Source organism: Citricoccus parietis, assembly GCF_042433045.1.
GTDB classification, from domain to species: Bacteria; Actinomycetota; Actinomycetes; order Actinomycetales; family Micrococcaceae; genus Citricoccus; species Citricoccus parietis.
The window spans coordinates 56,793-80,223 of record NZ_JBHLWH010000022.1; the positions used below are offsets into that span (position 1 = coordinate 56,793).

At 70.5% G+C, this 23,431-nt stretch carries 22 protein-coding genes; 8 read left to right on the top strand and 14 right to left on the bottom strand.

Translation table 11 applies throughout. The features are described 5' to 3' along the window. Positions 1-31 precede the first annotated feature (31 nt). The 6 genes from ACFFIO_RS08395 to glgA are packed head-to-tail and all read right to left on the bottom strand — an operon-like array spanning position 32 to position 7,550. Complete coding sequence (locus ACFFIO_RS08395; RefSeq protein WP_378041135.1) at positions 32-991, bottom strand: glycosyltransferase; 960 nt, start codon at positions 989-991, stop codon at positions 32-34. Next, positions 988-2,100 (bottom strand): glycosyltransferase family 9 protein, encoded by a 1,113-nt coding sequence (locus ACFFIO_RS08400; protein ID WP_378041136.1) that lies wholly within the window; start codon positions 2,098-2,100, stop codon positions 988-990. Before ACFFIO_RS08400 ends, ACFFIO_RS08395 begins: the two co-directional genes overlap by 4 nt. Then, the gene (locus ACFFIO_RS08405; protein WP_378041137.1) at positions 2,097-3,734 is read right to left on the bottom strand and encodes an HAD-IIIA family hydrolase; all 1,638 of its coding nucleotides are present in this window, start codon (positions 3,732-3,734) and stop codon (positions 2,097-2,099) included. The genes ACFFIO_RS08400 and ACFFIO_RS08405 overlap by 4 nt, the downstream gene beginning before the upstream one ends. After that, positions 3,731-5,368 (bottom strand): carbamoyltransferase family protein, encoded by a 1,638-nt coding sequence (locus tag ACFFIO_RS08410; RefSeq protein ID WP_378041138.1) that lies wholly within the window; start codon positions 5,366-5,368, stop codon positions 3,731-3,733. The genes ACFFIO_RS08405 and ACFFIO_RS08410 overlap by 4 nt, the downstream gene beginning before the upstream one ends. A gap of 56 nt (positions 5,369-5,424) precedes the next feature. After that, on the bottom strand, positions 5,425-6,357 hold the full coding sequence (locus ACFFIO_RS08415) for a polysaccharide pyruvyl transferase family protein (RefSeq protein WP_378041139.1): 933 nt from the start codon (positions 6,355-6,357) through the stop codon (positions 5,425-5,427). Further along, on the bottom strand, positions 6,354-7,550 hold the full coding sequence (gene glgA / locus ACFFIO_RS08420; RefSeq protein WP_378041140.1) for a glycogen synthase: 1,197 nt from the start codon (positions 7,548-7,550) through the stop codon (positions 6,354-6,356). The genes ACFFIO_RS08415 and glgA overlap by 4 nt, the downstream gene beginning before the upstream one ends. Before the next feature lie 80 nt (positions 7,551-7,630). On the opposite strand from glgA, the gene glgC reads away from it, so the two are divergent. After that, positions 7,631-8,875 (top strand): glucose-1-phosphate adenylyltransferase, encoded by a 1,245-nt coding sequence (glgC, locus tag ACFFIO_RS08425; protein WP_378041141.1) that lies wholly within the window; start codon positions 7,631-7,633, stop codon positions 8,873-8,875. A 159-nt stretch (positions 8,876-9,034) separates the two neighbouring features. On the opposite strand, the gene ACFFIO_RS08430 is transcribed toward glgC, so the two are convergent. Further along, entirely contained in the window at positions 9,035-9,736 is a 702-nt protein-coding gene (locus ACFFIO_RS08430; protein ID WP_378041142.1) for an SDR family oxidoreductase, read from the bottom strand. Positions 9,737-9,817: 81 nt separating this feature from the next. Here ACFFIO_RS08430 and ACFFIO_RS08435 point away from each other — a divergent pair, with 81 nt between their 5' ends. After that, positions 9,818-11,200 carry an aldehyde dehydrogenase family protein gene (locus tag ACFFIO_RS08435; protein WP_378041143.1) on the top strand — a complete coding sequence of 461 codons (1,383 nt, stop codon included), beginning with the start codon at positions 9,818-9,820 and terminating at the stop codon, positions 11,198-11,200. Positions 11,201-11,336: 136 nt separating this feature from the next. Beyond that, on the top strand, positions 11,337-14,102 hold the full coding sequence (gene pepN / locus ACFFIO_RS08440) for an aminopeptidase N (RefSeq protein WP_378041144.1): 2,766 nt from the start codon (positions 11,337-11,339) through the stop codon (positions 14,100-14,102). 21 nt (positions 14,103-14,123) lie between these two features. On the opposite strand, the gene lplAB is transcribed toward pepN, so the two are convergent. Beyond that, positions 14,124-15,197: a lipoate-protein ligase LplAB gene (lplAB, locus tag ACFFIO_RS08445; protein WP_378041145.1), complete on the bottom strand. Its 1,074-nt coding sequence runs from the start codon at positions 15,195-15,197 to the stop codon at positions 14,124-14,126. A 57-nt stretch (positions 15,198-15,254) separates the two neighbouring features. Here lplAB and ACFFIO_RS08450 point away from each other — a divergent pair, with 57 nt between their 5' ends. The 4 genes from ACFFIO_RS08450 to ACFFIO_RS08465 are packed head-to-tail and all read left to right on the top strand — an operon-like array spanning position 15,255 to position 17,676. Beyond that, positions 15,255-15,785: an RNA polymerase sigma factor gene (locus ACFFIO_RS08450; RefSeq protein WP_378041169.1), complete on the top strand. Its 531-nt coding sequence runs from the start codon at positions 15,255-15,257 to the stop codon at positions 15,783-15,785. A gap of 11 nt (positions 15,786-15,796) precedes the next feature. Beyond that, the gene (locus tag ACFFIO_RS08455; RefSeq protein WP_378041146.1) at positions 15,797-16,471 is read left to right on the top strand and encodes a methylated-DNA--[protein]-cysteine S-methyltransferase; all 675 of its coding nucleotides are present in this window, start codon (positions 15,797-15,799) and stop codon (positions 16,469-16,471) included. Further along, entirely contained in the window at positions 16,468-17,109 is a 642-nt protein-coding gene (locus ACFFIO_RS08460; RefSeq protein ID WP_378041147.1) for a DNA-3-methyladenine glycosylase I, read from the top strand. The genes ACFFIO_RS08455 and ACFFIO_RS08460 overlap by 4 nt, the downstream gene beginning before the upstream one ends. A gap of 9 nt (positions 17,110-17,118) precedes the next feature. Beyond that, positions 17,119-17,676 (top strand): hypothetical protein, encoded by a 558-nt coding sequence (locus ACFFIO_RS08465; RefSeq protein ID WP_378041148.1) that lies wholly within the window; start codon positions 17,119-17,121, stop codon positions 17,674-17,676. 132 nt (positions 17,677-17,808) lie between these two features. Here ACFFIO_RS08465 and ACFFIO_RS08470 read toward each other — a convergent pair whose 3' ends face one another. The 4 genes from ACFFIO_RS08470 to ACFFIO_RS08485 form a co-directional block, all read right to left on the bottom strand. Then, positions 17,809-18,066 (bottom strand): type B 50S ribosomal protein L31, encoded by a 258-nt coding sequence (locus ACFFIO_RS08470; RefSeq protein ID WP_115931261.1) that lies wholly within the window; start codon positions 18,064-18,066, stop codon positions 17,809-17,811. Positions 18,067-18,236: 170 nt separating this feature from the next. After that, on the bottom strand, positions 18,237-19,028 hold the full coding sequence (locus ACFFIO_RS08475; RefSeq protein ID WP_378041170.1) for a TrmH family RNA methyltransferase: 792 nt from the start codon (positions 19,026-19,028) through the stop codon (positions 18,237-18,239). A gap of 40 nt (positions 19,029-19,068) precedes the next feature. Next, on the bottom strand, positions 19,069-19,878 hold the full coding sequence (locus ACFFIO_RS08480; RefSeq protein ID WP_378041171.1) for a sulfite exporter TauE/SafE family protein: 810 nt from the start codon (positions 19,876-19,878) through the stop codon (positions 19,069-19,071). Positions 19,879-19,923: 45 nt separating this feature from the next. Then, positions 19,924-20,688 (bottom strand): ABC transporter ATP-binding protein, encoded by a 765-nt coding sequence (locus ACFFIO_RS08485; RefSeq protein ID WP_378041172.1) that lies wholly within the window; start codon positions 20,686-20,688, stop codon positions 19,924-19,926. A 131-nt stretch (positions 20,689-20,819) separates the two neighbouring features. Here ACFFIO_RS08485 and serB point away from each other — a divergent pair, with 131 nt between their 5' ends. Beyond that, entirely contained in the window at positions 20,820-21,728 is a 909-nt protein-coding gene (gene serB, locus ACFFIO_RS08490; protein ID WP_378041149.1) for a phosphoserine phosphatase SerB, read from the top strand. Between the two features lie 83 nt (positions 21,729-21,811). On the opposite strand, the gene ACFFIO_RS08495 is transcribed toward serB, so the two are convergent. Both ACFFIO_RS08495 and ACFFIO_RS08500 read right to left on the bottom strand, forming a co-directional pair. Beyond that, positions 21,812-22,648, bottom strand: a complete 837-nt coding sequence (locus ACFFIO_RS08495; RefSeq protein WP_378041150.1) for an SDR family oxidoreductase — start codon at positions 22,646-22,648, stop codon at positions 21,812-21,814. 5 nt (positions 22,649-22,653) lie between these two features. Beyond that, entirely contained in the window at positions 22,654-23,415 is a 762-nt protein-coding gene (locus ACFFIO_RS08500; protein WP_378041151.1) for a beta-ketoacyl-ACP reductase, read from the bottom strand. Between the last annotated feature and the right edge of the window lie 16 nt (positions 23,416-23,431).

Below are 23,431 nucleotides of genomic sequence, written 5' to 3' on the forward strand. Positions count from 1 at the left end.
TCCAGCGGCTCGTTGTCCCTCCGGTCGGCGCTCATGCGACCACCCGCCCGATCAGTGCGTCCCAATCGGCCAGGAACCTCTCGAGTCCGTACCGGTCCAGCGCGTGGGCACGCGCCGCGGTACCGGACCGTGCCGCGAGCTCCGGGTCCTGAAGCCACTGCCGGCCACGGTGCGCCAATTCGCCGAGGTCGTTGCTGAGCAGGCCGGCGGCGGGCGGCACGGCCCGCGGCGCCTCGGTGGTGGACAGGGCCAACACGGGCATGCCGAGCGTCATGGCCTCGAGCAGGGCCAGCCCCAGGCTGGTCCACCGGTACGGGTGGAAGTAGACGCGGTGTGCGGCCAGGGCCCGGTGCAGCTCGGATTGCCGGAAGTTCTCATGCAGGCTGCCCGCGAGCCAGGGGGCCACCTCGGCCAGGGGGTCCATGCCCATGCCGTAGACCTCCACGGGCAGGTCCCGGGACAGCTGCAGCACCAGGTCGGTGCCCGCCACGCGGGTGCGGCGCACGGGCTCGTTCACCACGACGGCCAGGGAGGCCTGCTCGCCCGTGTACAGGTGGCCGGGATCGGGAACGCCGTGCTCGATCACCTGGGTGCGGGCCGTACCGGTGTCCCACATGATGCGGTTGAAGCGGGTGACGTGCACGACCGGGACGGCATCCTGGTCGGCATAGGGGTGGCCGGAGCCCATCGCGGTCCCGGTCGGGGCGTTGTGCTCCAGATACACGGCCGGGACGTCGATCCCCGCCCGCAAGCCCGTCCAGCTCTCCAGCAACTCCGCCTCGTGCGGCCGTTGCAGCACCACCAGGTCCGGCCGTTCACCGGCCAGCTGTGCGGCGGTCAGCTCCCGCGCCGAGGCGGGCCAGTCCCATGTCTGGGCCCGGCCGCGGCCGTCCGGTCCCCGGTCGTCGTCCACCGGCAGCAGGTAGTCGTGCTGTCCCTGGACGAACGCGGTCATCCAGGAGCCGTGCACGTGCCAGATCAGGATTCTCATCGGTCTCCTCGGGAGGTGCTCAGGGGTCCGGTGCCGGCCTCGTGGGCGGCCCGGACCGGATGGTCGGTGGGCTGGGTGAACTCGGCCACGGCGGCGACCACGTCGGCGCCGGAGACTCCACTCAGGCACGGGTGCCCGGGGACGGGGCAGTCACGGGCCCGGCTGTCCCGGCACGGGGCGTGCTGGTCACCGAGCAGACGGACCGGGACGCCGTAGGGTCGCCATCGCTCGGCCGGGACCACCGGCGAGAACAGGGAGACGACCGGTGTGCCGACGGCCGCCGAGAGATGGGCCGGACCGGTGTTGCCGACCACCGTGCAGTCGGCGGCCTCGAGGACGGCGGCCAGGCCGGCCAGGTCCGTGGCACCGGCCAGGTCCAGCACGGTGGCATCCGGGCAGTCCTGACGGGCCAGAGCCACCGTCTCGGCCGCCAGTTCGCGTTCGGCGGGCCCCCCGGTGACGACGACGGCGTGTCCGGAGGCGGCCAGGGCCGCCGCGATGGCCGCTGCGTGATCCGCCCGCAGTCCACGGGCTGGCACGGACGCGCCCGGGTGCAGGACCACATAGCCGCCCGAGCGCAGGTCGGCCGGCAGACGGTCGGGCGGTGGTGGCAGGGGGTGAAGCACGCGGAGACCTGGATGCTCCGGGCGGCTGGCGCCGGCCGCGACGGCGACGTCCAGGGCAGCCTCGACCTCGTGACCACCGCCCGGCGGGTCGGCGCGCTTCAACCGCACGTCCAACAACGACCCGGGGTAGTCCATGCTGGTGCCCACGATGTGTCCGATGCCGGCCATCCGTGCCAGCAGGGCCATCGGCAGGGGGCTCTGGTGGAAGGAGGTGAAGATCACCGCCCGGTCGTACCCGGTGGTGCGCAGCCGTTCGACCAGCTCCAGCGTGGTCTCCGTGTCCACCGCCGGTGGCCGGAAGCCGGACCACGGCGCGTCGAATTCCAGGACCGTGTGGACGCCCGGCAGCAACCGGGCCGCGGCGGCTCCGGACGGGGAGGCGAGCAGGTCCACCGTGCCGATGTCGGCCAGGGCCCGGATCGCAGGTCCGGTCAGCAGGACGTCGCCGTCGGAATCGAGTCGTACCGCGAGGATGCGCGTCATGTGGTGGATTGCTCACCGTCCTGGATGGGGGTCTGGGTCAGGGTGGGGGCCGGCTGCCGACCGGAGGACCAGTCGAGCACGAGCTCGACGGCGGTGGCCAGGTCCGGCGCGGTGACCGGGGCATCGGCGACCTCCTCGGCCCGAGTCACGTGGGTGGGCACCAGCACCGATCGGGCCCCGGCCGCCTGGGCGGCTTCGATGTCCGCGCCGATGTCCCCGATGAGCACGCATTCCTCGGGGCGTACGCCCAGGGCCTTCGCGGCGGCGAGGACCATGCCAGGCCGCGGCTTGCGGCAGGGACAGTTCTCCGCCGGTCCGTGGGGACAGACCTGCCAGGAGTCGAAGGGGCCGAGCAGCCGGTCGATCCGTTCGTTGACGGCATCCACCTGGTCCCGGGAGACCAGTCTGCGGGCGATCCCGGATTGGTTGGTGACGACGGCGGTGGCCAGACCGGCTGCGCGGACGCGGGCCAGGAGGTCCCGGGCGCCGTCGACGGGATCGACCTGGTCCGGGTCTCCGTTGTAGGGCACGTCGTGGACGAGGGTGCCGTCCCGGTCGAAGAGCACGGCGCGGGGGCGGACCGGCCAGGGGCCGGTGGCCCGGTGCTGCATCCAGCCGCGGAGGCGGTGCCGGACCGCGGTCGGCGGGATGGTCGCGCTGGTCAGGGCCATCCGGCGCAGTTCCGCGCTGAACTCGCGGTCGCCCGGGCGCGGGCCGGGGGCCAGTCTCCTGCCGAGGAAGCGCCCGTACAGGACAGTCCAGGCCAGGGCGCTGGCTCGCGCCAGGCGGCCGGCGCCGCGCGATCCGGCCATCCAGCCCACGGTGCCGATCGCCGCGGTGGCCGCGGCCGTCGTCGTGGCCACGTGCCAGCCGAAGGCCCCGGCGGGTGCCTGGGCCTGTTCACGCCAGTGCGGGCCGTGCAGCCGGCGCATCAAGGCGTTGTCGGCGTTGCCTGCCTGCACACGCTGGCTGACCCAGTCGTCCGCCGGGCGGACGGGGTGGAGGATGTGGCGGTGTCCGCGCACCAGCAGATAGCCGGCGAGGCGGACCCGCAGGGCCAGGTCGGCATCCTCTCGGTAGGCCCGCGGGAATCGCTCGTCCAGTCCCCCGACCTCCTCGAGCACTGACCGGCGGTAGGCCATGTCCGCGGTTGCCCAGTCGGCCTCCTCCAGTGATGCGGTGTTGCGCTCCCAGTCGGTGGGCGCTCGGTCCGCCGGCAGAGGAACCGTGATGCGGCCCTGGCTGGCGGCCACGTCGGGCGGGCAGTCGGCCAGGTCGGCGGCCAGGTCGCGAACCCACGTGGCGGGCAGCTCGACGTCGTCGTCCAGGAAGGCGATCCACTCCACGGAACGGTCGACGGCACGCCAGCCCCGGTTGCGCGCCGCTGCGGGACCGCGGCCGTAGCCGCGCACCACGCGCACGGGCTCGCCGTCCACCGTGGGCATCAGGGGGGTGAGCCGGGTGCCGGTCTCGGCCGGTTCGCGGCGGTCGTCCACCACGACGATCTCCACCGGGCCGGGATGGGCCGCGTCCGTGTTCAGGGCGGCCACGGTTTCCAGGAGCCGGTCCAGGGAGGGACGTCCGAGCGAGGGGATGACGAGGGCGTAGGGACTCTGCGCCGTCAGGCCGCTCATGCGAAGAACTCCGCCCGGCGGACCAGGTGCGGACCCAGGACCAGCGCGGCCACGGGCGCCGAACCGAACAGCTCAAGGGCGTCGCGGGGGTCGTCGACCATGGGTCGACCAGCCGTGTTGAGGCTGGTGTTGACCACCACCGGGACGCCGGTGCGTTCGTCGAAGGCGCGCAACAGGGCTGCGATGCCGGGGTTGTCCCGGTCGGAGACCGTCTGGATGCGGGCCGAGCCGTCCACGTGCGTGACGGTGGGGATGCGGTCACGCCATTCCGGCGCGACCTCGTGGGTGAAGAGCATGTAGGGACTGGGGATGGGACCGCCGCTGAAGATCTCGGCGGCGCGGTCCTCGAGCACCATCGGCGCCACCGGGCGGAACTGCTCCCGACCCTTGACGTCGTTGAGCCGCTCCAGGTTCTCGGCGTGCATCGGGTTCGCCAGCAGCGACCGGAACCCGAGGGCGCGGGGCCCGAATTCGCTGCGGCCGTCGAACCAGGCGATGACGCCGTTCTGTTCGAGGATGCCGGCCACCTCGGCGGCCAAGTCCTCGCGGGACCCGGGCGTGGTGAAGGACACCTGGGCCGTGGTGAGCCACTGGGCCAGCTCGTCATCGTCCCAGCTGCGCCCCAGGGCCGCCGTAGGCTCCGGTGCGGCGAGGTCACCGGCCCGCTGGGCCAGGGTCAGAGCCGCTCCCAGTGCCGTTCCGGAGTCCCCCGACGCCGGCTGGACCCAGACGTCGTCGAAGCCGGCCTCGCGCCAGATCCGGGAATTGGCCACGCAATTGAGGGCGGTGCCCCCGGCCATGGTCAGCACGCGCTGGCCGGTCTGCTCCCGCAGCCACCGGGCGAGGTCCACCAGGGTCTCCTCGACCACGCACTGGACGGAGGCCGCGAGGTCGGCGTGGGCGCCGCCCCAGGTGCCGTCGTCGATGCGCCGGGGGGCGAAACGTTCCCACTCCGGGGCACGCCCGGTGAAGCCGCCGTCCCCGGTGGCGTGGACGTATTCGCGGAGCTCGTCCACGAACCGCGGAGTCCCGTAGGAGGCCAAGGCCATGACCTTGAACTCGTCGGACGAGCGCAGGAAGCCAAGGTGGTCGGTCAGGGATTCGTAGACCAGGCCCAGGGAATCGGGCAGCTCCTGGCGGGCCAGGATGGTGAGCTCGCCGTCGACGTACTCGCCGGCCAGGTGGGAGTGGCCCTCTCCCCGGCCGTCGGACACGAGCACCGCACCGGTACGGTACGGGCCGGCGAGCCCGGAGGAGGCGGCGTGGGCGATGTGGTGCTGGACGTACGTGACCTTGGACGGGTCGAGGCCGGGCAGGGCTTCGGCGATGAATCCCGGGGCCCGGCGCACGTAGTCCAGACGGAGGTGGTCATAGGGATCGTCGGGGATGTCCACGGCGATCTCCGGGTCGAAGGAGTACGCCACCCCGTCCAGGTCCTCGGCGGTGATCCCGGCCTCGGCCAGCACCCAGCGCATGGACTGCTCGGGCAACTCCCATGCGGAGAACGGCACCGGCCGCTTTCCGTGCTTGCGGCGGGAGAACCTTTCCTCCTCCGCCGCCGCCACGACTCTGCCGTTGACCACCAAGGCGGCGGCCGGATCATGGAACGTTGCATTGATTCCCAAGTAGCGCACCCGGTCAGTCTTGCATAAGAATCCTGTGACGGAGGACACGGTTCGGAGGGCCCGTGTCAATCGCTCCGCAGGTGGTGGATGAGCTTGCTCAACCCTGCATTGACGGGGCCCTCGTCCCCCTCTCCGCGCCCGGATCCCATCCAGGACGCCCTCTGCCGGGCGAGGGTCCGACCCTCGGACAGGCACCACGCCAGCTGGTGGTCCAGGGCGGACACCGAGACTGCGGCGGCGGACAGGACGGCTGGCCAGCCCAGAGCACGCGCCTGGGCCGTCACCTTGCCGCCGCCCTCCACGGGGTCGAGGGCAAGGGCCGGGACTCCGGCCCGCAGTGCCAGGACCAGGCCGTGCATCCGCATGGTCACCACCGCGTCCAGGCGCCGGATCACCGACTGCAGCTGTTCCGGCGATGTCGGCAGGCGCCAGTCCCGCGGGTCCAGGCGCGTGTCCAGGTCCAGCCGGCCGGCGTCGACCCGGGACAGCCACGTCTGGAGCGTGTCCTTCACCGCGTCGTGCCGGCGCCGGGCACCGTACTCCCGCTGGCCGGCCGTCAGGAACACTCCCAGCACCGGCGGCAGGCGCGCCTCGGGTGTCATCGGTGCCACCGTGGCCAGGTCCGGCTGTGCAGGTGATCCCGGGCGGTCTCGGGCGAAGACCCGGTGGAACCCGGTCACGGCGGGATCGGCGGGATCGATGACGCTGACACCGATGGCGACCCGGGTGCAGTGGGCGAAACGTTCATGCAATTCCACCAGCGGCGTCCCTGTGGCTGGGCCGCAGGCGAAGACGAGGTGCGAGTAGAGGCCGGGTTCCGCATCATCCAGGAGGAGTCCGCCTGGCGGACACATGACGGGGCTCCAGGCCGTGTCGTGCCGGATCCCGGCCCCGGACAGGGCCTGCTCGACCGTCCGCATGGCCAGGACGTCTCCGGCGGTGGCCTCCCCGTGCAGGACGGACGGCCAGCCGGCCACGAGGACCCGCGCGTCGGTCACCGGAGGACGGACTCGTAGACGTCCAGGGTCCGATCGACGATGGCCACCCAGGAGAAATGGTCGATCGCCCGCTGCCGGCCGGCCCTGCCCATCCGCTCTGCCTCGGCGGGATCATCGAGCACGGCGGTGAGGGCGGCGGCGAATTCGGTGACGAAGCGTTCCTCGTCGAGCGGCGTCCCGGAGCCGTCGGCGCTCTGCTCGAGATCCACCAGAAGGCCCGTCTCGCCGTGCTGGACGACCTCGGGGATCCCGCCCACGGCGGAGGCGACCACGGCCGTTCCGCACGCCATGGCCTCGAGGTTGACGATGCCGAGCGGCTCGTAGACGGAGGGGCAGGCGAACACGGTGGCGTGGGACAGGATCTGCATGATGTCCACCCGGGGAAGCATGCCCTCGATGACCGTGACCCCGTCCCGAGTGGCCTTCAACTCGGCCACCAGGCCGGCCACCTCGGCGGCCAGTTCAGGGGTGTCGGCCGCTCCGGCGCAGAGGACGAGCTGGACCTCGGGGGCGAGCCGGGCCGCGGCCCGCAGGAGATAGGGCACGCCCTTCTGCCGGGTTACCCGGCCGACGAAGGCGACCATCGGACGCCCCGGATCGATGCCATGGCGCTCGAGGGTGCCGGCGTCGTGCTGGGGGGTCCACAGTTCGGTGTCGATGCCGTTGTGGACGACGCGGACCTTGTCCGGATCCACGTCCGGATAGGCAGCCAGGATGTCCCGCCGCATGCCCTCCGAGACCGCGATGACGGCTGCCGCCGAGGCGTAGGCGGTGGCTTCTGCCCAGGAGGACACGCGGTAGCCGCCTCCGAGTTGTTCGGCCTTCCAGGGCCGCAGTGGTTCCAGGGAGTGGGCGGAGAGGATATGCGGGACATCGTGGAGGAGACCGCCGAGATGGCCGGCCAGGTTCGCATACCAGGTGTGGGTGTGGATCAGGTCCGTGCCGGCCAGGTCCTGCAGGATGGCCAGGTCGGTGCCGAGGGTCTGGACGGCTGCGTTGGAGGCCTCCAGACCGCCGGGGACCCCGTAACTGGTCACGGCGGCTCCGTGAAAGTCGGGATCCCGCGCCTCCCCGAAGGCATGGACGCGTAGATCGACCCGGCTGGCCAGCACCCGGGACAGCTCGGCGACATGGACGCCGGCACCCCCATAGATGGCCGGAGGGAATTCCTTGGTCACGATGTCGATGCGCACGACATCAACGTAGTCGAGTACGGAGGACTCCCGTTAGTGTGAAGGCACGGACACTCCTCCAAGGGAACGGGACGCTACAGATGCCACAGAAGAAGGTGCTGGCGGTCGTACTGGCCGGCGGTGAAGGCAAGCGGTTGATGCCGCTGACAGCAGACCGGGCCAAACCCGCCGTTCCGTTCGCGGGCAGCTATCGGTTGATCGATTTCGCCCTCTCGAACCTGGTGAACTCCGGGTACCTGAGAATAGTGGTGCTGACACAGTACAAGTCGCACTCCCTGGACCGGCACATCTCCGAGACCTGGCGGATGTCCACCCTGCTGCGGAACTACGTGGCCTCGGTCCCGGCGCAGCAGCGCCGTGGCAAGGACTGGTTCCTCGGCAGCGCCAACGCCATCTATCAGTCGATGAACCTCATCCACGACGCGCGCCCGGACATCGTGGTGGTGATCGGGGCGGACCACGTCTACCGGATGGACTTCCAGCAGATGGTGGAGCAGCACATCGAGTCGGGGGTCTCGGCCACCGTCGCCGCCGTCCGGCAGCCGCTGGAGCTGGCGTCTTCCTTCGGGGTCATCGAGACCCAGCGGTCCGATCCGAACCTGATCGAGCGCTTCGTGGAGAAACCCGCGACGACCGAGGGGCTGGCCGACGACCCGACGCAGTTCCTGGCGTCCATGGGGAACTATGTCTTCACCGCCGATGCGCTGGTGGACGCCCTCAACGCGGACGCCGAAGCCGAGGACACGGACCATGACATGGGCGGAGACATCGTCCCGTGGTTCGTGGAGCAGAACGACTGCGGCGTCTACGACTTCACCACGAACGTGTTGCCCGAGGAGACCGACCGCACGCACTACTGGCGGGACGTCGGCACCCTGGACTCCTACTACGACGCGCACATGGACCTGGTCAAGCCCTGGCCGGACTTCAACCTGTACAACCCCGAGTGGCCCATCTTCACCCGCCAGTCCGTCTCTCCCCCGGCCAAGCTCGTGCGGTCGGCGACGAAGCGCCCGGGCACCGCGGTGGACTCCATCCTGTCCCAGGGCGTGGTGATCTCCGGCGGCACCGTGGCCCAGTCCGTGCTGTCCACGGACGTGCGGGTGCACAACGAGGCCTGGGTGGAGCAGTCCGTCCTGCTCGACGGCGTGGTGGTGGGCAAGGGCGCCAAGGTCCGCAATGCGATCCTGGACAAGAACGTGGTGGTCCCGGAGGGCGTGCAGATCGGCTTCGACCGAGCCGAGGACGAGGCGCGCGGCTTCACCGTCACCGAATCGGGCCTGACCGTGACCTCGAAGGGTCAATTCGTCCCGCCCCTGGACTGAACGGAGAGCCGAGCCAGCGGCGGGCTTGACGGCGCAGCCCACCCCGAACAAACTGAGCACCTTGTACCCATGGGAACAAGGTGCTCAGTTTGTACCGATGAGCTGACCGGTGGGCCGGGCAGAGCCGCCGGGGCGGCTCAGACTCACCCGCTCACCGGCTCAGGGCCAGGAGGGTTCCTCCGCGTGGGCAATGAACAACTCGCGTACCTCGCAGCCAGCAGGCTGGGACAGGGCGAACAGCACCGCTTGCGCCACGTTGGACGGGTCGTTGAGCTGGGAATCGTCCTGGGGCTTGTACTGTTCGGTCCGGTCGTCGAAGAACCGGGTCTTCATGCCCCCGGGGATGAGCTGGGTGACTCCGACCTCCCCCTTGAGTTCGGCGGCCAAGGCCTGCGTGAATCCGAGGACGCCGAACTTGGAGGCGCAGTAGGCGGTGGCGTCCGAGGCGCCCTTCAGGGCGAGCGTGGAGGCCACCGTGATGATGCGCCCGCGCGAGGCCTTGAGCGCCGGCAATGCCGCCCGGACGGTGGAAACGGTGCCGAAAAGGTTCACCCGGACCACCAGCTCCCAGTCCTCGATCGAGACGTCCTCGAGCCGGCCGCAGCGGTCGATCCCCGCGGCCGTGACCACGGCATCGAGCCCGCCCGCCTCCGCGGCCGCGCGTTCGACGGTTTCGGTCACCGCGGCGGTGTCCGTCACGTCCACTTCATAGGCGGTGACGCCGCTCAGCTGACTGATGTCCCGGTCCAGGACGATCGGCTGGCCGCCACTGGTCCGAACCGCCTCCACGACGGCAGCACCGAGACCGGAGCCACCACCGGTGATCAGGACTCGTCCGGGACCGGAGGGTTGAGAAACCATGCACTTTTCCTCTCATGGGGGTGGCCGCCGGAGCGACGGCCCGATTCCCCCACCGTAACGCCAGACCGTTAGGGTCGGAACATGACGAGCACATCGAGCCCACCAGCCGAGATGACGGTCCTGAGCCCCCACGACGGCACGCCCGTCGGCACGTTGCCCTGCGCGGGAGAGGAAGAGGTCCGCGGGGCCATCGCCACCGCCCGGGCGGCGGCCCCGGACTGGGCCCGCACCAGTCCCGAGGAGCGGGGCCGGCTGGTGCGCGCCGCAGCCGACGCGCTGGCCCAGCATGCGGAGGAGGTGGCCGCCCTCAACACCCGGGAGACCGGCAAGCTGGCGCATGAAGCACTCGGCGGCGTCCTGGCCGGGGTCGGGACCCTGCACCAGTATGCGGAACTCGGCCCGGTGCACCGTGGTCATGCCCTGCGCGGCGGCGCCCTGGCGTCCGACTACACCGTGGCCGAACCGCGCGGCGTCGTGGCCGCGATCACCCCCTGGAATGACCCGGTGGCCGTCGCCGCAGGCCTGCTGGGCGCCGCCCTCGTCACCGGCAACACCGTGGTGCACAAGCCCAGCGAACGCTGCCCGCACACCGGTGCCCGCCTCGGCGAGATCCTCGCGGCGGCCCTGCCCGACGGCGTGCTGGTCACCGTGACCGGCGGCCCGGAGACCGGACGGTTGCTGACCGACCAGGCTGACCTCGATGTCTTAGCCCACGTGGGCTCGACCGAGACCGGCCGCGCCATTGCCCGGGCCGCACTGGACACCGGGGCCCATGTGATCCGGGAGAACGGCGGCAACGACCCTCTCGTGGTGGATGACGACGTCGACCCGGCGTGGGCCGCCGAGCAGGCGGCGATCGGCGCGTTCACGAACGCGGGTCAGATCTGCACCTCCGTGGAACGCATCTACGTACACCGGGCCGTGGCGGAACCGTTCCTGCACGCGCTGGCCGCCGAGGCCCGTCAACGCAACCGTGAGGCCGCCCTGGCCCCGCTGGTGGACCGCCGGATGCGGGACGCGGTGCACGGTCACGTCCGGGCGGCGCTCCAGGACGGGGCCACCGCACTGGAGGGTGGAGAGGTTCCCGAGGGGGCCGGCTCGTTCTACCCCGCCACCGTCCTGCGGGACTGTACTGACGCCATGCAGGTGATGACCGAGGAGACCTTCGGTCCGGTCGCTCCGGTCAGAGTGGTGGACAGTTTCGCCGAAGGCCTTCACCTCGCGTCCCGGGATCGTTACGGCCTGGCGGCGACGGTCCTCACGGGCCGGATCGCCCACGCCCAGCGGGCCATCGCGGAGCTGCCGGCGGGCACCGTCAAGGTCAACAACGTCTTCGGCGGTGCTCCGGGCGGCGCGGCGCAGCCCCGGCGGGACAGCGGGGCGGGTTTCGGCTACGGACCGGAGCTGCTCGACGAGATGACCCAGGTGAAGGTCGTACACGTGGAGATGCCCTCGAGCCGCTGACGGCCAGCAGGCCAGGATGGCATCAGGGGCACCAGGACGAGTGACGACGCACCCCAGGGGCCTCGGCGATGCCGGCAGCGACGTCTCTCTGGAGCCTTCGACCACGATTTCGTGAAAGAGTGTTTGAATATCTCTCATGGTGACCGACAACACGCTGGACGCGCCCGTGGCTGACGCGCTCCCGACGTTCCTGGACCGCTCGAACCTGACCCGGGATGAGGCTTTCGCCCGGTCCACCGTGGTCAGCACTCGCGACTATGACGTCCACGTCGACCTGTCCACGGCCCTGGATCCCGCCGCCACCGGGTACCGTTCGACGACCACCCTCGCCTTCTCCTGCTCGGAGCCGGGAACGTGGACGTTCCTCGACTTCATCAACGACGGCGTGGAATCGGTGGTCCTCAACGGCCGGCCCCTGGATCCCGCACGGGTGGCCGGACGTGCGCGCATCCTGCTGGAGGACCTGGCCGCAGAGAACGAGGTCACCGTCATCGGCACGGCCCTCTATTCGACCTCGGGCGAGGGCCTGCACCGCTTCGTGGATCCCGCGGACGGGCAGACCTACCTGTATACCCAATACGAGCCGGCCGATGCCCGCCGGGTGTTCGCGAACTTCGAGCAACCCGACCTGAAGGCACGGTTCACCTTCCATCTGACCGGCCCCGGGCACTGGGTGCTGGCCTCGAACCAACCGGAGACCGCACGCCGGCCGGCGGTCGTGGCGGCAGACGGTCTCGCTGACGGTGCCGCAGTCGGTGTGGCACCCGCCCGCAATCTGGTGACCGTCGACTTCGCGCCCACCCCGCCGCTGTCCACGTACCTCACCACGCTGCTGGCCGGGCCGTACGCCACGTGGGCAGACCGCTGGGCCGGCCATCCGGCGTCGGGCGCCCCGGAGGTGCCCCTGGCCCTGTACTGCCGGGCCTCGATGGCCGACTCCCTGGACGCCGAACGGCTGTTCGCCACCACCCGGGCCGGACTCGACTTCTTCCATGACCTCTTCGGGGTCCCGTACCTGTGGGGCAAGTACGGGCAGGCCTTCGTGCCCGAGTACAACCTCGGCGCCATGGAGAACCCGGGGCTGGTGACCTTCACCGAGGACTACGTCTTCACCTCACAGGCCACCGCGGCGCAGTACGAGGCCCGGGCCACCACGATCATGCACGAGATGGCCCACATGTGGTTCGGCGACCTCGTGACCATGCGCTGGTGGGACGACCTGTGGCTCAAGGAGTCGTTCGCGGACTACTTGGGCACCCTCGCCGTCGCCGAGGCCACGGAGTTCACCGGGGCCTGGACCACCTTCGCCAACCGGCGCAAGGGCTGGGCCTACGTTCAGGACCAATACCCGACCACCCACCCGATCGTGGCCGACATCACCGACCTCGAGGCCGCCCGGCAGAACTTCGACGGCATCACCTACGCCAAGGGCGCCTCCGTGCTCAAGCAGCTGGTGGCCTTCGTGGGCCGGGACGCCTTCATGACGGCCTCCCGCCAGTACTTCGCCCGGCATGCCTGGGGCAACGCCTCCCTCGCCGACTTCGTGGACGCCCTCGCGGGGGCCTCCGGTCGGGACCTGTCGGAGTGGGTGGACACCTGGCTTCACACCCGTGGAGTCCCGGAGCTGAGCGTGGAGGACGGACATCTCCACCACCGGGGCACGGACCCCGTGACCGGCGCGGAGGTGCTGCGACCGCACGTGCTGAAGGTAGGTCGGTACTCCCCCGACGACGTCGGGCGGCTCGTCCGCACCGGCACGGTGGACGTGGAGGTACGGTCCGGTCGAGCCGGAACCAGCACGCGTGTCGAGTTGCCGGTGTCCGGCGACTCGGAGGCGGTGCAGCTCATCCTCCCCAACGACGAGGACCTCACGTACGCCAAGATCCGGCTCGACGAGGCCTCGCTGCACGCGGTGCTCCGCTATCCCGTCGAGAACGACCTGGCCTGCGCCACCGTGTGGGCCGCGCTGTGGAACATGACCCGGGACGCCGTCCTGCCCGCGGCCCAGTTCGTGGACGCCGTGTGCCGGCTCTCGGGACTGATGGCCGACGCCGGCCTGTACGGCCGGGTGCTCGAGCAGGCCCTGAGCGCCGTGTGCCGGTACGTCCCGCAGCCGGACCGGCCCGCGGTGCGGTCCCGCCTGGGGGCCGCGCTGGCCGACGCCCTGCAGACGACGGGCGCCGGCAGCGATCGGCAGCGGTCCGCAGTCCGTACCCTGGCCCGGCTGGTCCGCGGTGCTCGTGACGAGGGAGCCGCCGCAGCCGAGGAGCACCTCGTGGCGGTCCTGCAGGCTCTCGTGGCCTCCGGCCCGGAGGCGGCGCGGGACCGTGCCGTGGTGGCACCGGGGCTGGACGTGGACGCGGAGGTCCGCTGGGCGGCCTGGCAGGGGCTGGCCGCCCTCGGGCTGGCCGCGCAGGACGAACTGGACGCGGCACTCCAGGCCGACGTCACCGCGGCCAACGCCGTCCGGCACCGGATGGCGTCCGCGGCGATTCCCGAGGCGTCCGTGCGCCGGGCGGCCTGGGAGGCCGTGATGACGGGCCGCACGGCGGACGGCCAGACGTTGTCCAACGACCACCTCTCGGCCACGGCAGCCGGTTTCACCGCGTCCCGCCCGGACCTGGCGGCACCGTTCACCGGACGGTTCTGGCCGGAGCTGGAAGCCATCTGGTCCAATCGGTCCAACGGCCTGGCCTCCCGGACCATCACCGGGCTGTTCCCCTCGGCGCAGGACGCCCTCCCGGGCGCGGCCGACGACCAGGAGCGCCACCCCGTGGTGCTGGCGGCGCACGACTGGCTGCAGGCCCATCCGGACTCCCCGCGGGCCCTGCGCCGGCTCGTCATCGAGGAGACGGACGACGTGCTGCGGGCGCTGCGGGCGCAGGCAGCAGGCCGGCCCTGAGCCAGCCGCGGGACTCCGGGACTACGGCACCCGGGCCGTCCAGGCCGGCGTCGTGAACTTCGCGGTGGCCAAGGCCTCGGCGCGAGAGATCTCGTCCTCGGTGAGGTGCGTCCGGGAGGCCCCATAGCGGTCGGTGAACGTGGACATCATGGTCTCCCAGATCTCCGGGCGCGTCAGGCCGGTCTGTCGTCGCAGCGGGTCGACCCGCTTCTTGGCGGAGCGGATGCCCTTGTCCCGGATCTTCTCCCGGCCGATGCGCAGGACCTCGGTCATCTTGTCCGCGTCGATGTCATAGCTCATGGTGACGTGGTGCAGCAGTCCCCCGCTGGCCAGCCGCTTCTGCGCGGCGCCACCGATCTTGCCCTCCGGCGTGGCGATGTCGTTCAGCGGCTGATAGAACGCCTCCACGCCGGTCCTGGCGAGGGCGTCCATGGCCCAGGCGTCGAGGAACGGGTAGGAGTCCGCGAAGCTCATCCCATCCACGAGGGACTGCGGCAGGTAGAGCGAGTAGGTGACACAGTTGTCCGCCTCCATGAACATGGCCCCGCCGCCGGAGATGCGGCGCGCGACCGTGATCCCGTGCCGCTCGACGCCCTCCGGATCCACCTCATTGGCCAGGGACTGGAACGATCCGATGACGACCGCCGGCTCCGTCCACTGCCACAGCCGCAGCGCAGGCCGGCGCCGGCCCGCGGCCACGTCCTCGGTGAGGATCTGGTCCAGCGCCACCTGGGTGGTGATGGGCAGCGGCTGCGGCACGAGGATCTCCCACTCATGGTCCTCCCACGTGGTCGCGTGACCCAGGGCACGGCGCACTGCCGTGGCCACGGCGGCCGGATCGAAGCCGAACATCACCGTCTCGGGCCCGACGGCGGCGCGCACCGTCTCGGCGATGGTCCCGTGGGGTGCGTTGAGGTCCAGCCCCAGGAGCGAGTGGTTGATGTCCTGCAGGGCCTCGTCCGGCTCGAGGAAGAAGTCCCCGTTGATGCTGGCCGTGGCGACGGCCCCGTCGGAGACCGTCAGGTCCGCGATGACCAGCTTGCCGCCGGCGACTTTGTACTCGCCATGGTGGGAGGATCCGAGAGGGGTGTTCATGATTCCATCTTCACACCTCACGTTCCGGGGAGCTGACGCGTCTACTGTGTGATGACGATGACAGAACCGTTCGAACAGGCCGTCCAGCGGCACGGGGCCACCGTATTGCGGGTGTGCCGAGCCGTGCTGGGTCCCGGCCCTGACGCTGACGATGCGTGGCAGGAGACCTTCCTGGCAGCGCTGCGGCAGTGGCCGGACCTGGCGCCGGGGACGAACATGGAGGCGTGGCTCGTGCGCGTGGCCGGCCGCAAGGCGATCGACGTCCTCCGTGCCCGGGGCCGCGGTGCGGTGCCGATGGAGATCCTTCCCGAACGCCCGGCGGCGGACGGGTTGCCGGGCACCGGGACGGACGGGCTCTGGTCCGTGGTGGCGTCCCTCCCGGACCGTCAACGTCTGGCCGTGGCGTACCACTACCTCGGCGGGCTTCCCCATGCCGAGACGGCCGCGCTGATCGGCGGCAGTGTGGAAGCAGTCCGGCGCGCCTCCTCGGATGGCGTCCGGGCGCTGCGGCGGATTCTCGAGGAGGACGAGAGGACGCCGGTTCACACCGCATCGTCACTGACGACAGGACCCAGAGGACCACGATGATGACGAAGCCCATGACCACACCATCCACCGCGCCACCCGCGACTACTGCGCGCCCTCCCGAGCGGCCGGATCCGCTGGCAGGTACCGGAGGACTACAGGGGCGTTTCTCGGTGGCCGAGGCGGATCTGACGGCCCTGCGGGACCGGCTGTCCCATCGCGCTGACGAGGCAGAGCTGCTGGACCTGGCCTACCGCATCGTGGACAGCCCTGTGGGCCGGCTCCTGCTCGTGGCCGGCCCCCGCGGCCTGGTTCGCGTGGCCTTCGACAGCGAGGGCTTCTCACAGGTGCTGGCCGGGCTGTCCGAGAGGATCAGCCCCCGGTTGCTGCACGCCCCCTGGAAGCTGGACGCGGTGGCCCGCGAGCTCGAGGAGTACTTCACCGGACACCGCAGCCGTTTCGAGGTCCCCGTGGACTTCATCCTGTCCTCGGGGTTCCGGCTGGCCGTCCAACGAGAACTCCCCGGGATTGGCTACGGGGAGACCGCCACGTACCGGGAGCTCGCCGAACGGCTCGAGAACCCCAAGGCTGTCCGAGCGGTGGGTACCGCGTGTGCCACCAATCCGCTGCCCGTGGTGGTCCCCTGCCACCGGGTGCTGCGCTCGGACGGCAGCCTCGGCGGCTACCTCGGCGGCCTGGAGGCGAAGACCATTCTGCTGGAGCTTGAGAAGGAGAACGCCGCGGCATGAGTGACGAGACACGGACAGTGGACCTCACAACTGATGCTCGTGATGTGGGTCTGGTGGTCGGCGAGGACGGCCTGGCCCGGCCGGTATGGGCCTCCAAGGACCTGATGCTGCGCGAGTACTACGACGGGGAATGGGGTCTGCCGGTCCGGGACGAACGGGGCCTGTTCGAGCGACTGAGCCTGGAGTCCTTCCAGTCCGGCCTGTCCTGGGCCATCATCCTCCGCAAGCGACCGGCCTTCCGGCTGGCCTTCGCGGACTTCGACCCGGACGCGGTCGCCGCTTTCGACGACGGTGACGTGGAGCGCCTGCTCGGCGATGCCGGCATTGTGCGCAACCGGGCCAAGATCCTGGCCACGATCGGCAACGCCCGCGCGACGGTCGCCCTACGCGGCGAGGGAGGGCTGGCGGAGTTCATCTGGTCCTTCCAGCCGGAGACGACGCCACAGCCCCGTACCCTGGACGAGATCCCCAGCCGGTCCCCCGAGTCGGTCGCGGCCGCCAAGGCCCTGCGTTCCAAGGGGTTCTCCTTCGTCGGCCCCACCACTGTGTTCGCCCTGATGGAGGCCGTCGGCATCGTGGACACGCACCTGCTCGGCTCGCACCGTCGTGGCACCTCGGGGGTCTGGTCCGCTGGCTAGGATCGGGGCATGACCTCGCCGCTCGTCTCATCCTCACCGACCCCTGGTTCCCACCGTCCGAACAGTGGGCAGGGATTCCGCCGGTGGACGGCTCGCCTCGGCTGGGTCCTGGCCATGGTGGTTCCGGCTTGGCTGGCCGGTGGGCGCGTCCTCACGGACAGCACCGGGGACCTGACGCCCGTCTACGCGGCCACCCTGGCCCCGGTGCTGCTGGTCCTGTCCGTCGTCGCCCTCGCCGTGCCGGCGCGGCGTCCAGCGCGCTACCCCTCCGTCCGGGCCTGCACGATCATGCTGCTGTCCTGGGGGTGCGGGATCGCCCTCGGCTTCACCCTGCCGGATACCGGTGAGGGGGCGTCGTCCGTGTTGGGGGCCTGGGCGGGACCGGGAGCGGAGGGTGCCGCAGCGGCGTTGTCCAATCCCCTGGGGATCATCATGCTGTTCATGGCCATCATGGGGTGCGTGGTGTCCATCCGCCACAGCGCCCACGGCGAGGGCCACGGACGGTCGCGGGATTCGGACGAGGACGACGCGCAGGGCACCGGCTTCTTCCCCGTGCTGGACGTGTAGAAGCGCTTTGCTTGAGGTGCACCGGTCGGATCCCACTCCTTAAACACGAAACCGGGGCCGATCCGGACTCGTCCCCGAGGGGAGGTCCCAGATCGGCCCCGGTGTGCTGGGGCATCCAGTAGGCGGTAGGCCTTACTTCTTGCCGCCGAAGCCCTTGAAGCGGGCGTTGAAGCGCTCCACGCGGCCGGCGGTATCCATGATCCGCTGCTTGCCGGTGTAGAAGGGGTGCGAGGCCGCGGAGATTTCCACGTCGATCACCGGGTAGGTGTTGCCGTCTTCCCACTCCATCGTCTTCTGAGACGTGGTGGTGGTGCGGGTCAGGACCTTCTCGCCGGAGGCCAGATCGTTGAAGATCACCAGCTGGTAATCGGGATGGATGTCAGTCTTCATGGAGAATCCTTCGGTGGCGCCACTGGATTTTGCCAGCGGCTGATGAGGAACGTGTGTGGGCGACCGCAGTACGGCCAGCTACCCACTATAACGCATGGGCCCTTGGAGAGTCATCCGACACCCGGCAGCGAAACTGGCCCAGGAGACGGCTGCCGCCTCACCATGAGCCCTTACCGTGTCGCGTAGAAGGCGATGGCCGAGGAGGCGGCGACGTTGAGCGAATCGACCTCGTTCATCATGGGAATGGTGACTCTCCTGTCGAGCCACCGCTCCGTCTCGGCTGCCAGCCCGTCACCCTCGTGGCCGAACACCAGGGCGAGTCTCCCGTGATCCTCGGCGACCAGGTCGTCCAGCGTGATGGCACCGTGCCCCAGGGTCATCCCCGCCACCGTGAAGCCGGCGTCCTTCAGCACCTCGATACCAGCTGGCCAGGGGTCGATGCGCGTCCACGGCACCTGGAACACGGCCCCCATCGAAACACGGACGGAGCGGCGGTAGAACGGGTCCGCGCAGAGCGGGGTCACCAGCACGGCGTCGATGCCGATCGCCGCGGCAGAACGGAAGATGGCACCGATATTGGTGTGGTCGGAGACGTTCTCCAGCACGGCGATGCGGCAGGCCCCGGTCAGCACCTCGTCGACCGTACGGGGCACTGGCCGCTCCATGGTGGCCAGGGCACCCCGGTGCAGGTGGAAGCCGGTGATCGATTCGAGCAGGGCGTCCGTGCCCGTGTAGACCGGGACGTCCGGATGGACGGCGAAGACATCGGCCATCGAGTCGAGATACCGGTGCGCCAGGAAGAAGGAGCGCGGCCGATGGCCTGCGTCCAGGGCCCGGCGGACCACCAGTGAGGACTCCGCGAGGTAGATTCCGTGGGCGGCGTCCTGCCGGCGGCGGAGGGCGGCATCGGTGAGGCCACTGAAGACCTCCACCCGGGGATCCGCGGGGTCGGTCACCTCGATGGCTCCGGTGGCCCCGCTCGCACTGAGGGACCCGTGGGGCTCACCCACCGGTCACCAAGGGCCATGCCAGGTTCACGAGGCCCGCCACGCCCACGACGACGATGACCACGCGGAGCCAGAACGGCTTGATGCGGCGGCCGATCTTGGCCCCGAGGGAGGCGCCGATCATGGAGGACACCGCGATCAGCAGCACAGCCCGCCAATCGATGCGGTCGAAGGCGAAGATCAGGTAGGACACGGCGGCGATGAGGTTCACCGCCAGGGACAGCCAGGTCTTGATGGCGTTCGCGTAGACGAGGGCCCCTGACAGGAACACCCCCATGATGCCCAGCAACAGGACACCCTGGGCGGCCACGAAATAACCACCGTAGATGCCCGCGGCGAAGATGAGTGCCCAGAGCACGGGAGACACCGGCCCCGTGGGGGTCTCCGGCTCCTCGATGTGGTCTGCGCCGGCCTTCCGCCGGCGGACCCACCGGGACAGGGCAGGTTGGAAGACCACGAAGCAGATGGCCACGGCGATGAGGATCGGGGCGGCGATCCCGAAGACCTCTTCCGGCAACACCATCAGAAGGAACGCTCCCACGAGGCCGCCGAGGAGGGAGGCGATCGTCAGGGCCGGCAGCACGGCCTTGGAGGCCGCCAACTCACGGCGGAAGCCGAAGACTCCGGAGACGCCCGCGGCCACCAGGCCCATGGCATTGGAGATCTGTGCGGTGACGGGCGGAAATCCCATCGCCACCAGCACGGGAAAGGTCACGAGGGTGCCGGAACCCACCACGGTGTTGATGGTGCCGGCCCAGAAACCTGCCAGCAGGATGACGATGACCTGCCACAGGTCCAGACCCATGACATCGAGGCCCAGTACGTCCACGCAGCTCTCCCCCGGGGCCGGTCAGCGGGCGACGGCCGTGTAGCGGCCGTCGACTCGCGTGACCTTGAGGGGCAGACCGAAAGCGGTCGAGAGATGGTCCTCGGTCAGCGTCTGCTCCAGGGGCCCCGCGGCCACCACCCGTCCTTGGCGCATGAGCAGCGCATGGGTGAATCCGGGCGGGACCTCCTCCACGTGGTGGGTCACCAGCACGAGGGCGGGAGCGGCCGGGTCAGAGGCCAGTCGGGTCAGCGCCCGGACGAGAGTCTCACGTCCGGCCAGATCGAGACCCGCGGCCGGCTCGTCCAGGAGCAGCAACTCCGGGTCGGTCATCAGCGCCCGGGCCACGAGGACACGCTTGCGTTCGCCCTCGGACAGGGTGCCGAACCGGCGGTCCTCGTAGCTGCGCAGGCCCCACTGCCAGATCAGGCGGCGGGCTCGCTCCTCGTCCACGGTGTCATAGGCCTCGTTCCAGCGGCCCATGACTCCCCAGGACGCGGTCAGCACGGCGTTCAGCACGGTCTCCCCGTCCGGGAGCTGCTGGGCCAGCGCCGCGGAGGACAGGCCGATGCGCGGGCGCAGCTCGAACACGTCGACGGCGCCGAGCACCTCGTCGAGGATGCCCACCATGCCGGTGGTCGGGTGCATACGGGTGGAGGCAACCTGCAGCAGCGTCGACTTGCCCGCCCCGTTGGGTCCCATGATGATCCAGCGCTCACCCTCCCGGACCTGCCAGCTGACCTCGGACAGCAGGTCCTTGGTGCCCCTCCGGACACCGACCCCGGCCATCTCCACGACCGATTCACCCGAGGGGGTGAACAGTTCGTGGTCCGTGGCGGCGCGCAGGGGCTGGGAAGAGGGGCTGGTCATGATTCAAACACTAGGCTAGAAACACCCCTTGAAGCACGAAAGGCCACGGCATGCCGCCCATTGTTTCCCCGTCCACCGGTCCGGACATCGTCCCCTCCTCCATCGGGACGGACCTGGTCCTGGTCTATGCCCCGGGGTCCGGCGGAGCAGACTCCGACCCGGTCTCGACCCCGCCGGTGGTGCCGGCCCACGCCGAGCCGGTGGCCGGCGTCGGCTTCCACGGCTGGCGGTGGCACGTGCAGGCCGGTGACGCGGCGGGCCGCCCCGACCTCGGCCTGCTCCCGGAGTGGCACACCGTCGCGGTGGTCCCGGCCGCCGCACTGGAGGCCCGGCCGAAGATGTTGGTCATGGATGTGGACTCGACCCTCATCCGCCAGGAGGTCATCGAACTGTTGGCCGCCCACGCGGGCCGGGAGGCGGAGGTGGCCGCCGTGACCGAGGCCGCGATGCGCGGTGAACTGGACTTCACCCAATCGCTCCATCACCGGGTCAAGGCCCTGGCGGGACTGGACGCCGCGGTCATCGACCAGGTGGTGGCCGCCGTCGAGCCCCAGCCCGGCGCGCGGGAGGTCATCGGTGCCTTCCAGGCAGCCGGGTGGCAGGTGTGTGCCGTGTCCGGCGGCTTCACCCAGGTCCTCGCGCCCCTCGCGGCCGATCTCGGCCTGGACCAGTACCGGGCGAACGACCTGGAGATCGTGGAGGGCCGCCTCACCGGCCGGGTGCTGGGCACGGTGGTGGACCGGGCCGTGAAGGCCGAGATGCTGCGTGCCTGGTCCTCGGCGGCCGGGGTCCACGCGGATGGCGTCATCGCAGCCGGGGACGGCGCGAATGACATCGATATGCTCCAGGCCGCGGGACTGGCCGTGGCGTTCTGTGCCAAGCCGGCTCTTCGCGCCCACGCGCACGTCGAGCTGGACCTGCCCTCCCTGGACGTCCTGCGCGTGCTGGCCGGCCTCTAGCCGCCCGCACCGCGCACTTTCAGTCGACTTTGCGGGGGTGTCGATGCAGAACACCCCCACGAAGTCGACTGAAAGCCCCCTGTCTAGCGGTGGTCGGGGTCTCCGGCCACGTCGAGGAAGTCCTGGGCCCCGCCGACGTACTCGGTGTGGCCGACCGGCAGATCCCGGCCGGCAGAACCCACCACAGCGGCGATCTCCGCTGCGAACTCGGCCACCGAGTAGAGCCTGCCGGCGGCCTCGCGGCGGGCCTCGAGGGCACCGGGCTCGGCACGGTTGAGCATGGTGGCCGTGATGGTCCCCTCGATCATGTCCCCGGACACCACCACGAAGCCGATCCCCCGATCCTGCAGCGCCGGAATCCGCTCGCGCAGGGCGACCTCGCCGGCGCGCTTGGACCGGGCCACCGGGACGTAGGCGTCCATGGTGGGGACCGAGTCGATGAAGTGTGCCTGGTGGCTCGTGACGAAGACCACCTGGCCGCCGGTCGGCATGACCTCGAGTGCGGCCTCGAGCATGGCCAGCTGGGAGTCACGGTTCAGGACGGTGGCGTAGTCCTCGCCCATCGAGGTCTCCATGCCGCCGGAGGCGTTCAGCACCAGGATGTCCAGGGATCCGAAGGCCTCGACGGCGGCGTCCACCATGGCCTTGCGGCCCTCGGCGGTGGTGATGTCCGCGCCCACGGCCACGGCACGGCCGCCTGCCGCCTCGATGGTGCCCACCACCTTGTTGGCGCGGGGCGCCTTCTGGCGGTAGTTGACGACGACGCCGGCCCCCCGGGCCGCGAGCAGTTGGGCGGTGTCTGCGCCCACACCGCGGCTGGAGCCGGTGACGATGGCGCCCTTGCCGGCCAGGTCCTGGGCGGTGGCCGGAGTGGAGTCGGGTCCTGCTGCGTGCGCGAAGTTCTCAGAAGTCTCAGTCATGGGAATCAGTGTCCCATCCCGAGTCCGCCGTCCACGGGGATGACGGCCCCGGAGATGTACGAGGCCTCGTCCGAGGCGAGCCAGCGCACCACGTTGGCGACCTCGGCGGGCTCGGCGAAGCGGCCTGCGGGGATCTGGGACCGGTACTGCTTCTGCAGGTCCTCCCCCAGGGACTGGGTCATCTCGGTGTCGATGTAGCCCGGGGCCACCACGTTCGCCGTGATGTTGCGGGATCCGAGTTCGCGGGTCAGCGAGCGGGCCATGCCGACCAGCCCGGCCTTGGACGAGGCGTAATTGATCTGACCCGGTGAGCCCATGAGGCCGACCACCGAGGAGATCAGCACCACGCGACCCTTCTTCTTCCGGATCATGCCCTTCGACGCCCGCTTGAGAACGCGGAATGACCCGGTGAGGTTGGTGTCGATGACCGTGGAGAAGTCCTCCTCGCTCATGCGCAGCAGCAGCTGGTCCTGGGTGATCCCGGCGTTGGCCACGAGGACCTCGACGGGGCCGTGTGCCTCCTCGACCTCGGTGAAGGCCCGGTCCACGGACTCGGCGTCCGTGACATCGGCCTGCACGGCGAACAGGCCGTCCGGCGCCTCGCCGGAGCGGGAGGTCACGGCGACCTTGTCCCCGTTGGCCCGGAACGCCTGGGCGATGGCGAGGCCGATGCCCCGGTTGCCGCCGGTGACGAGCACGCTGCGTCCGGCAGCCGGGGCGTCCGGGGAATCCGGCGTGGGGGTGGAAACGGTGCTGGCCTCAGCCATCGGGGTCCTCCTGGGA

Bases quoted from the DNA above. Each gene is read 5' to 3' on its own strand.
- ACFFIO_RS08395 (WP_378041135.1), bottom strand. From the start codon at position 991: ATGAGAATCCTGATCTGGCACGTGCACGGCTCCTGGATGACCGCGTTC.
- ACFFIO_RS08435 (WP_378041143.1), top strand. From the start codon at position 9,818: ATGACGAGCACATCGAGCCCACCAGCCGAGATGACGGTCCTGAGCCCC.
- pepN (WP_378041144.1), top strand. From the start codon at position 11,337: ATGGTGACCGACAACACGCTGGACGCGCCCGTGGCTGACGCGCTCCCG.
- lplAB (WP_378041145.1), bottom strand. From the start codon at position 15,197: ATGAACACCCCTCTCGGATCCTCCCACCATGGCGAGTACAAAGTCGCC.
- ACFFIO_RS08465 (WP_378041148.1), top strand. From the start codon at position 17,119: ATGACCTCGCCGCTCGTCTCATCCTCACCGACCCCTGGTTCCCACCGT.
- serB (WP_378041149.1), top strand. From the start codon at position 20,820: ATGCCGCCCATTGTTTCCCCGTCCACCGGTCCGGACATCGTCCCCTCC.
- ACFFIO_RS08405 (WP_378041137.1), bottom strand. From the start codon at position 3,734: ATGAGCGGCCTGACGGCGCAGAGTCCCTACGCCCTCGTCATCCCCTCG.
- ACFFIO_RS08430 (WP_378041142.1), bottom strand. From the start codon at position 9,736: ATGGTTTCTCAACCCTCCGGTCCCGGACGAGTCCTGATCACCGGTGGT.
- ACFFIO_RS08485 (WP_378041172.1), bottom strand. From the start codon at position 20,688: ATGGCCGGGGTCGGTGTCCGGAGGGGCACCAAGGACCTGCTGTCCGAG.
- ACFFIO_RS08500 (WP_378041151.1), bottom strand. From the start codon at position 23,415: ATGGCTGAGGCCAGCACCGTTTCCACCCCCACGCCGGATTCCCCGGAC.
- ACFFIO_RS08450 (WP_378041169.1), top strand. From the start codon at position 15,255: ATGACAGAACCGTTCGAACAGGCCGTCCAGCGGCACGGGGCCACCGTA.
- ACFFIO_RS08470 (WP_115931261.1), bottom strand. From the start codon at position 18,066: ATGAAGACTGACATCCATCCCGATTACCAGCTGGTGATCTTCAACGAT.
- glgC (WP_378041141.1), top strand. From the start codon at position 7,631: ATGCCACAGAAGAAGGTGCTGGCGGTCGTACTGGCCGGCGGTGAAGGC.
- ACFFIO_RS08460 (WP_378041147.1), top strand. From the start codon at position 16,468: ATGAGTGACGAGACACGGACAGTGGACCTCACAACTGATGCTCGTGAT.
- ACFFIO_RS08495 (WP_378041150.1), bottom strand. From the start codon at position 22,648: ATGACTGAGACTTCTGAGAACTTCGCGCACGCAGCAGGACCCGACTCC.
- ACFFIO_RS08400 (WP_378041136.1), bottom strand. From the start codon at position 2,100: ATGACGCGCATCCTCGCGGTACGACTCGATTCCGACGGCGACGTCCTG.
- ACFFIO_RS08480 (WP_378041171.1), bottom strand. From the start codon at position 19,878: ATGGGTCTGGACCTGTGGCAGGTCATCGTCATCCTGCTGGCAGGTTTC.
- ACFFIO_RS08455 (WP_378041146.1), top strand. From the start codon at position 15,797: ATGACCACACCATCCACCGCGCCACCCGCGACTACTGCGCGCCCTCCC.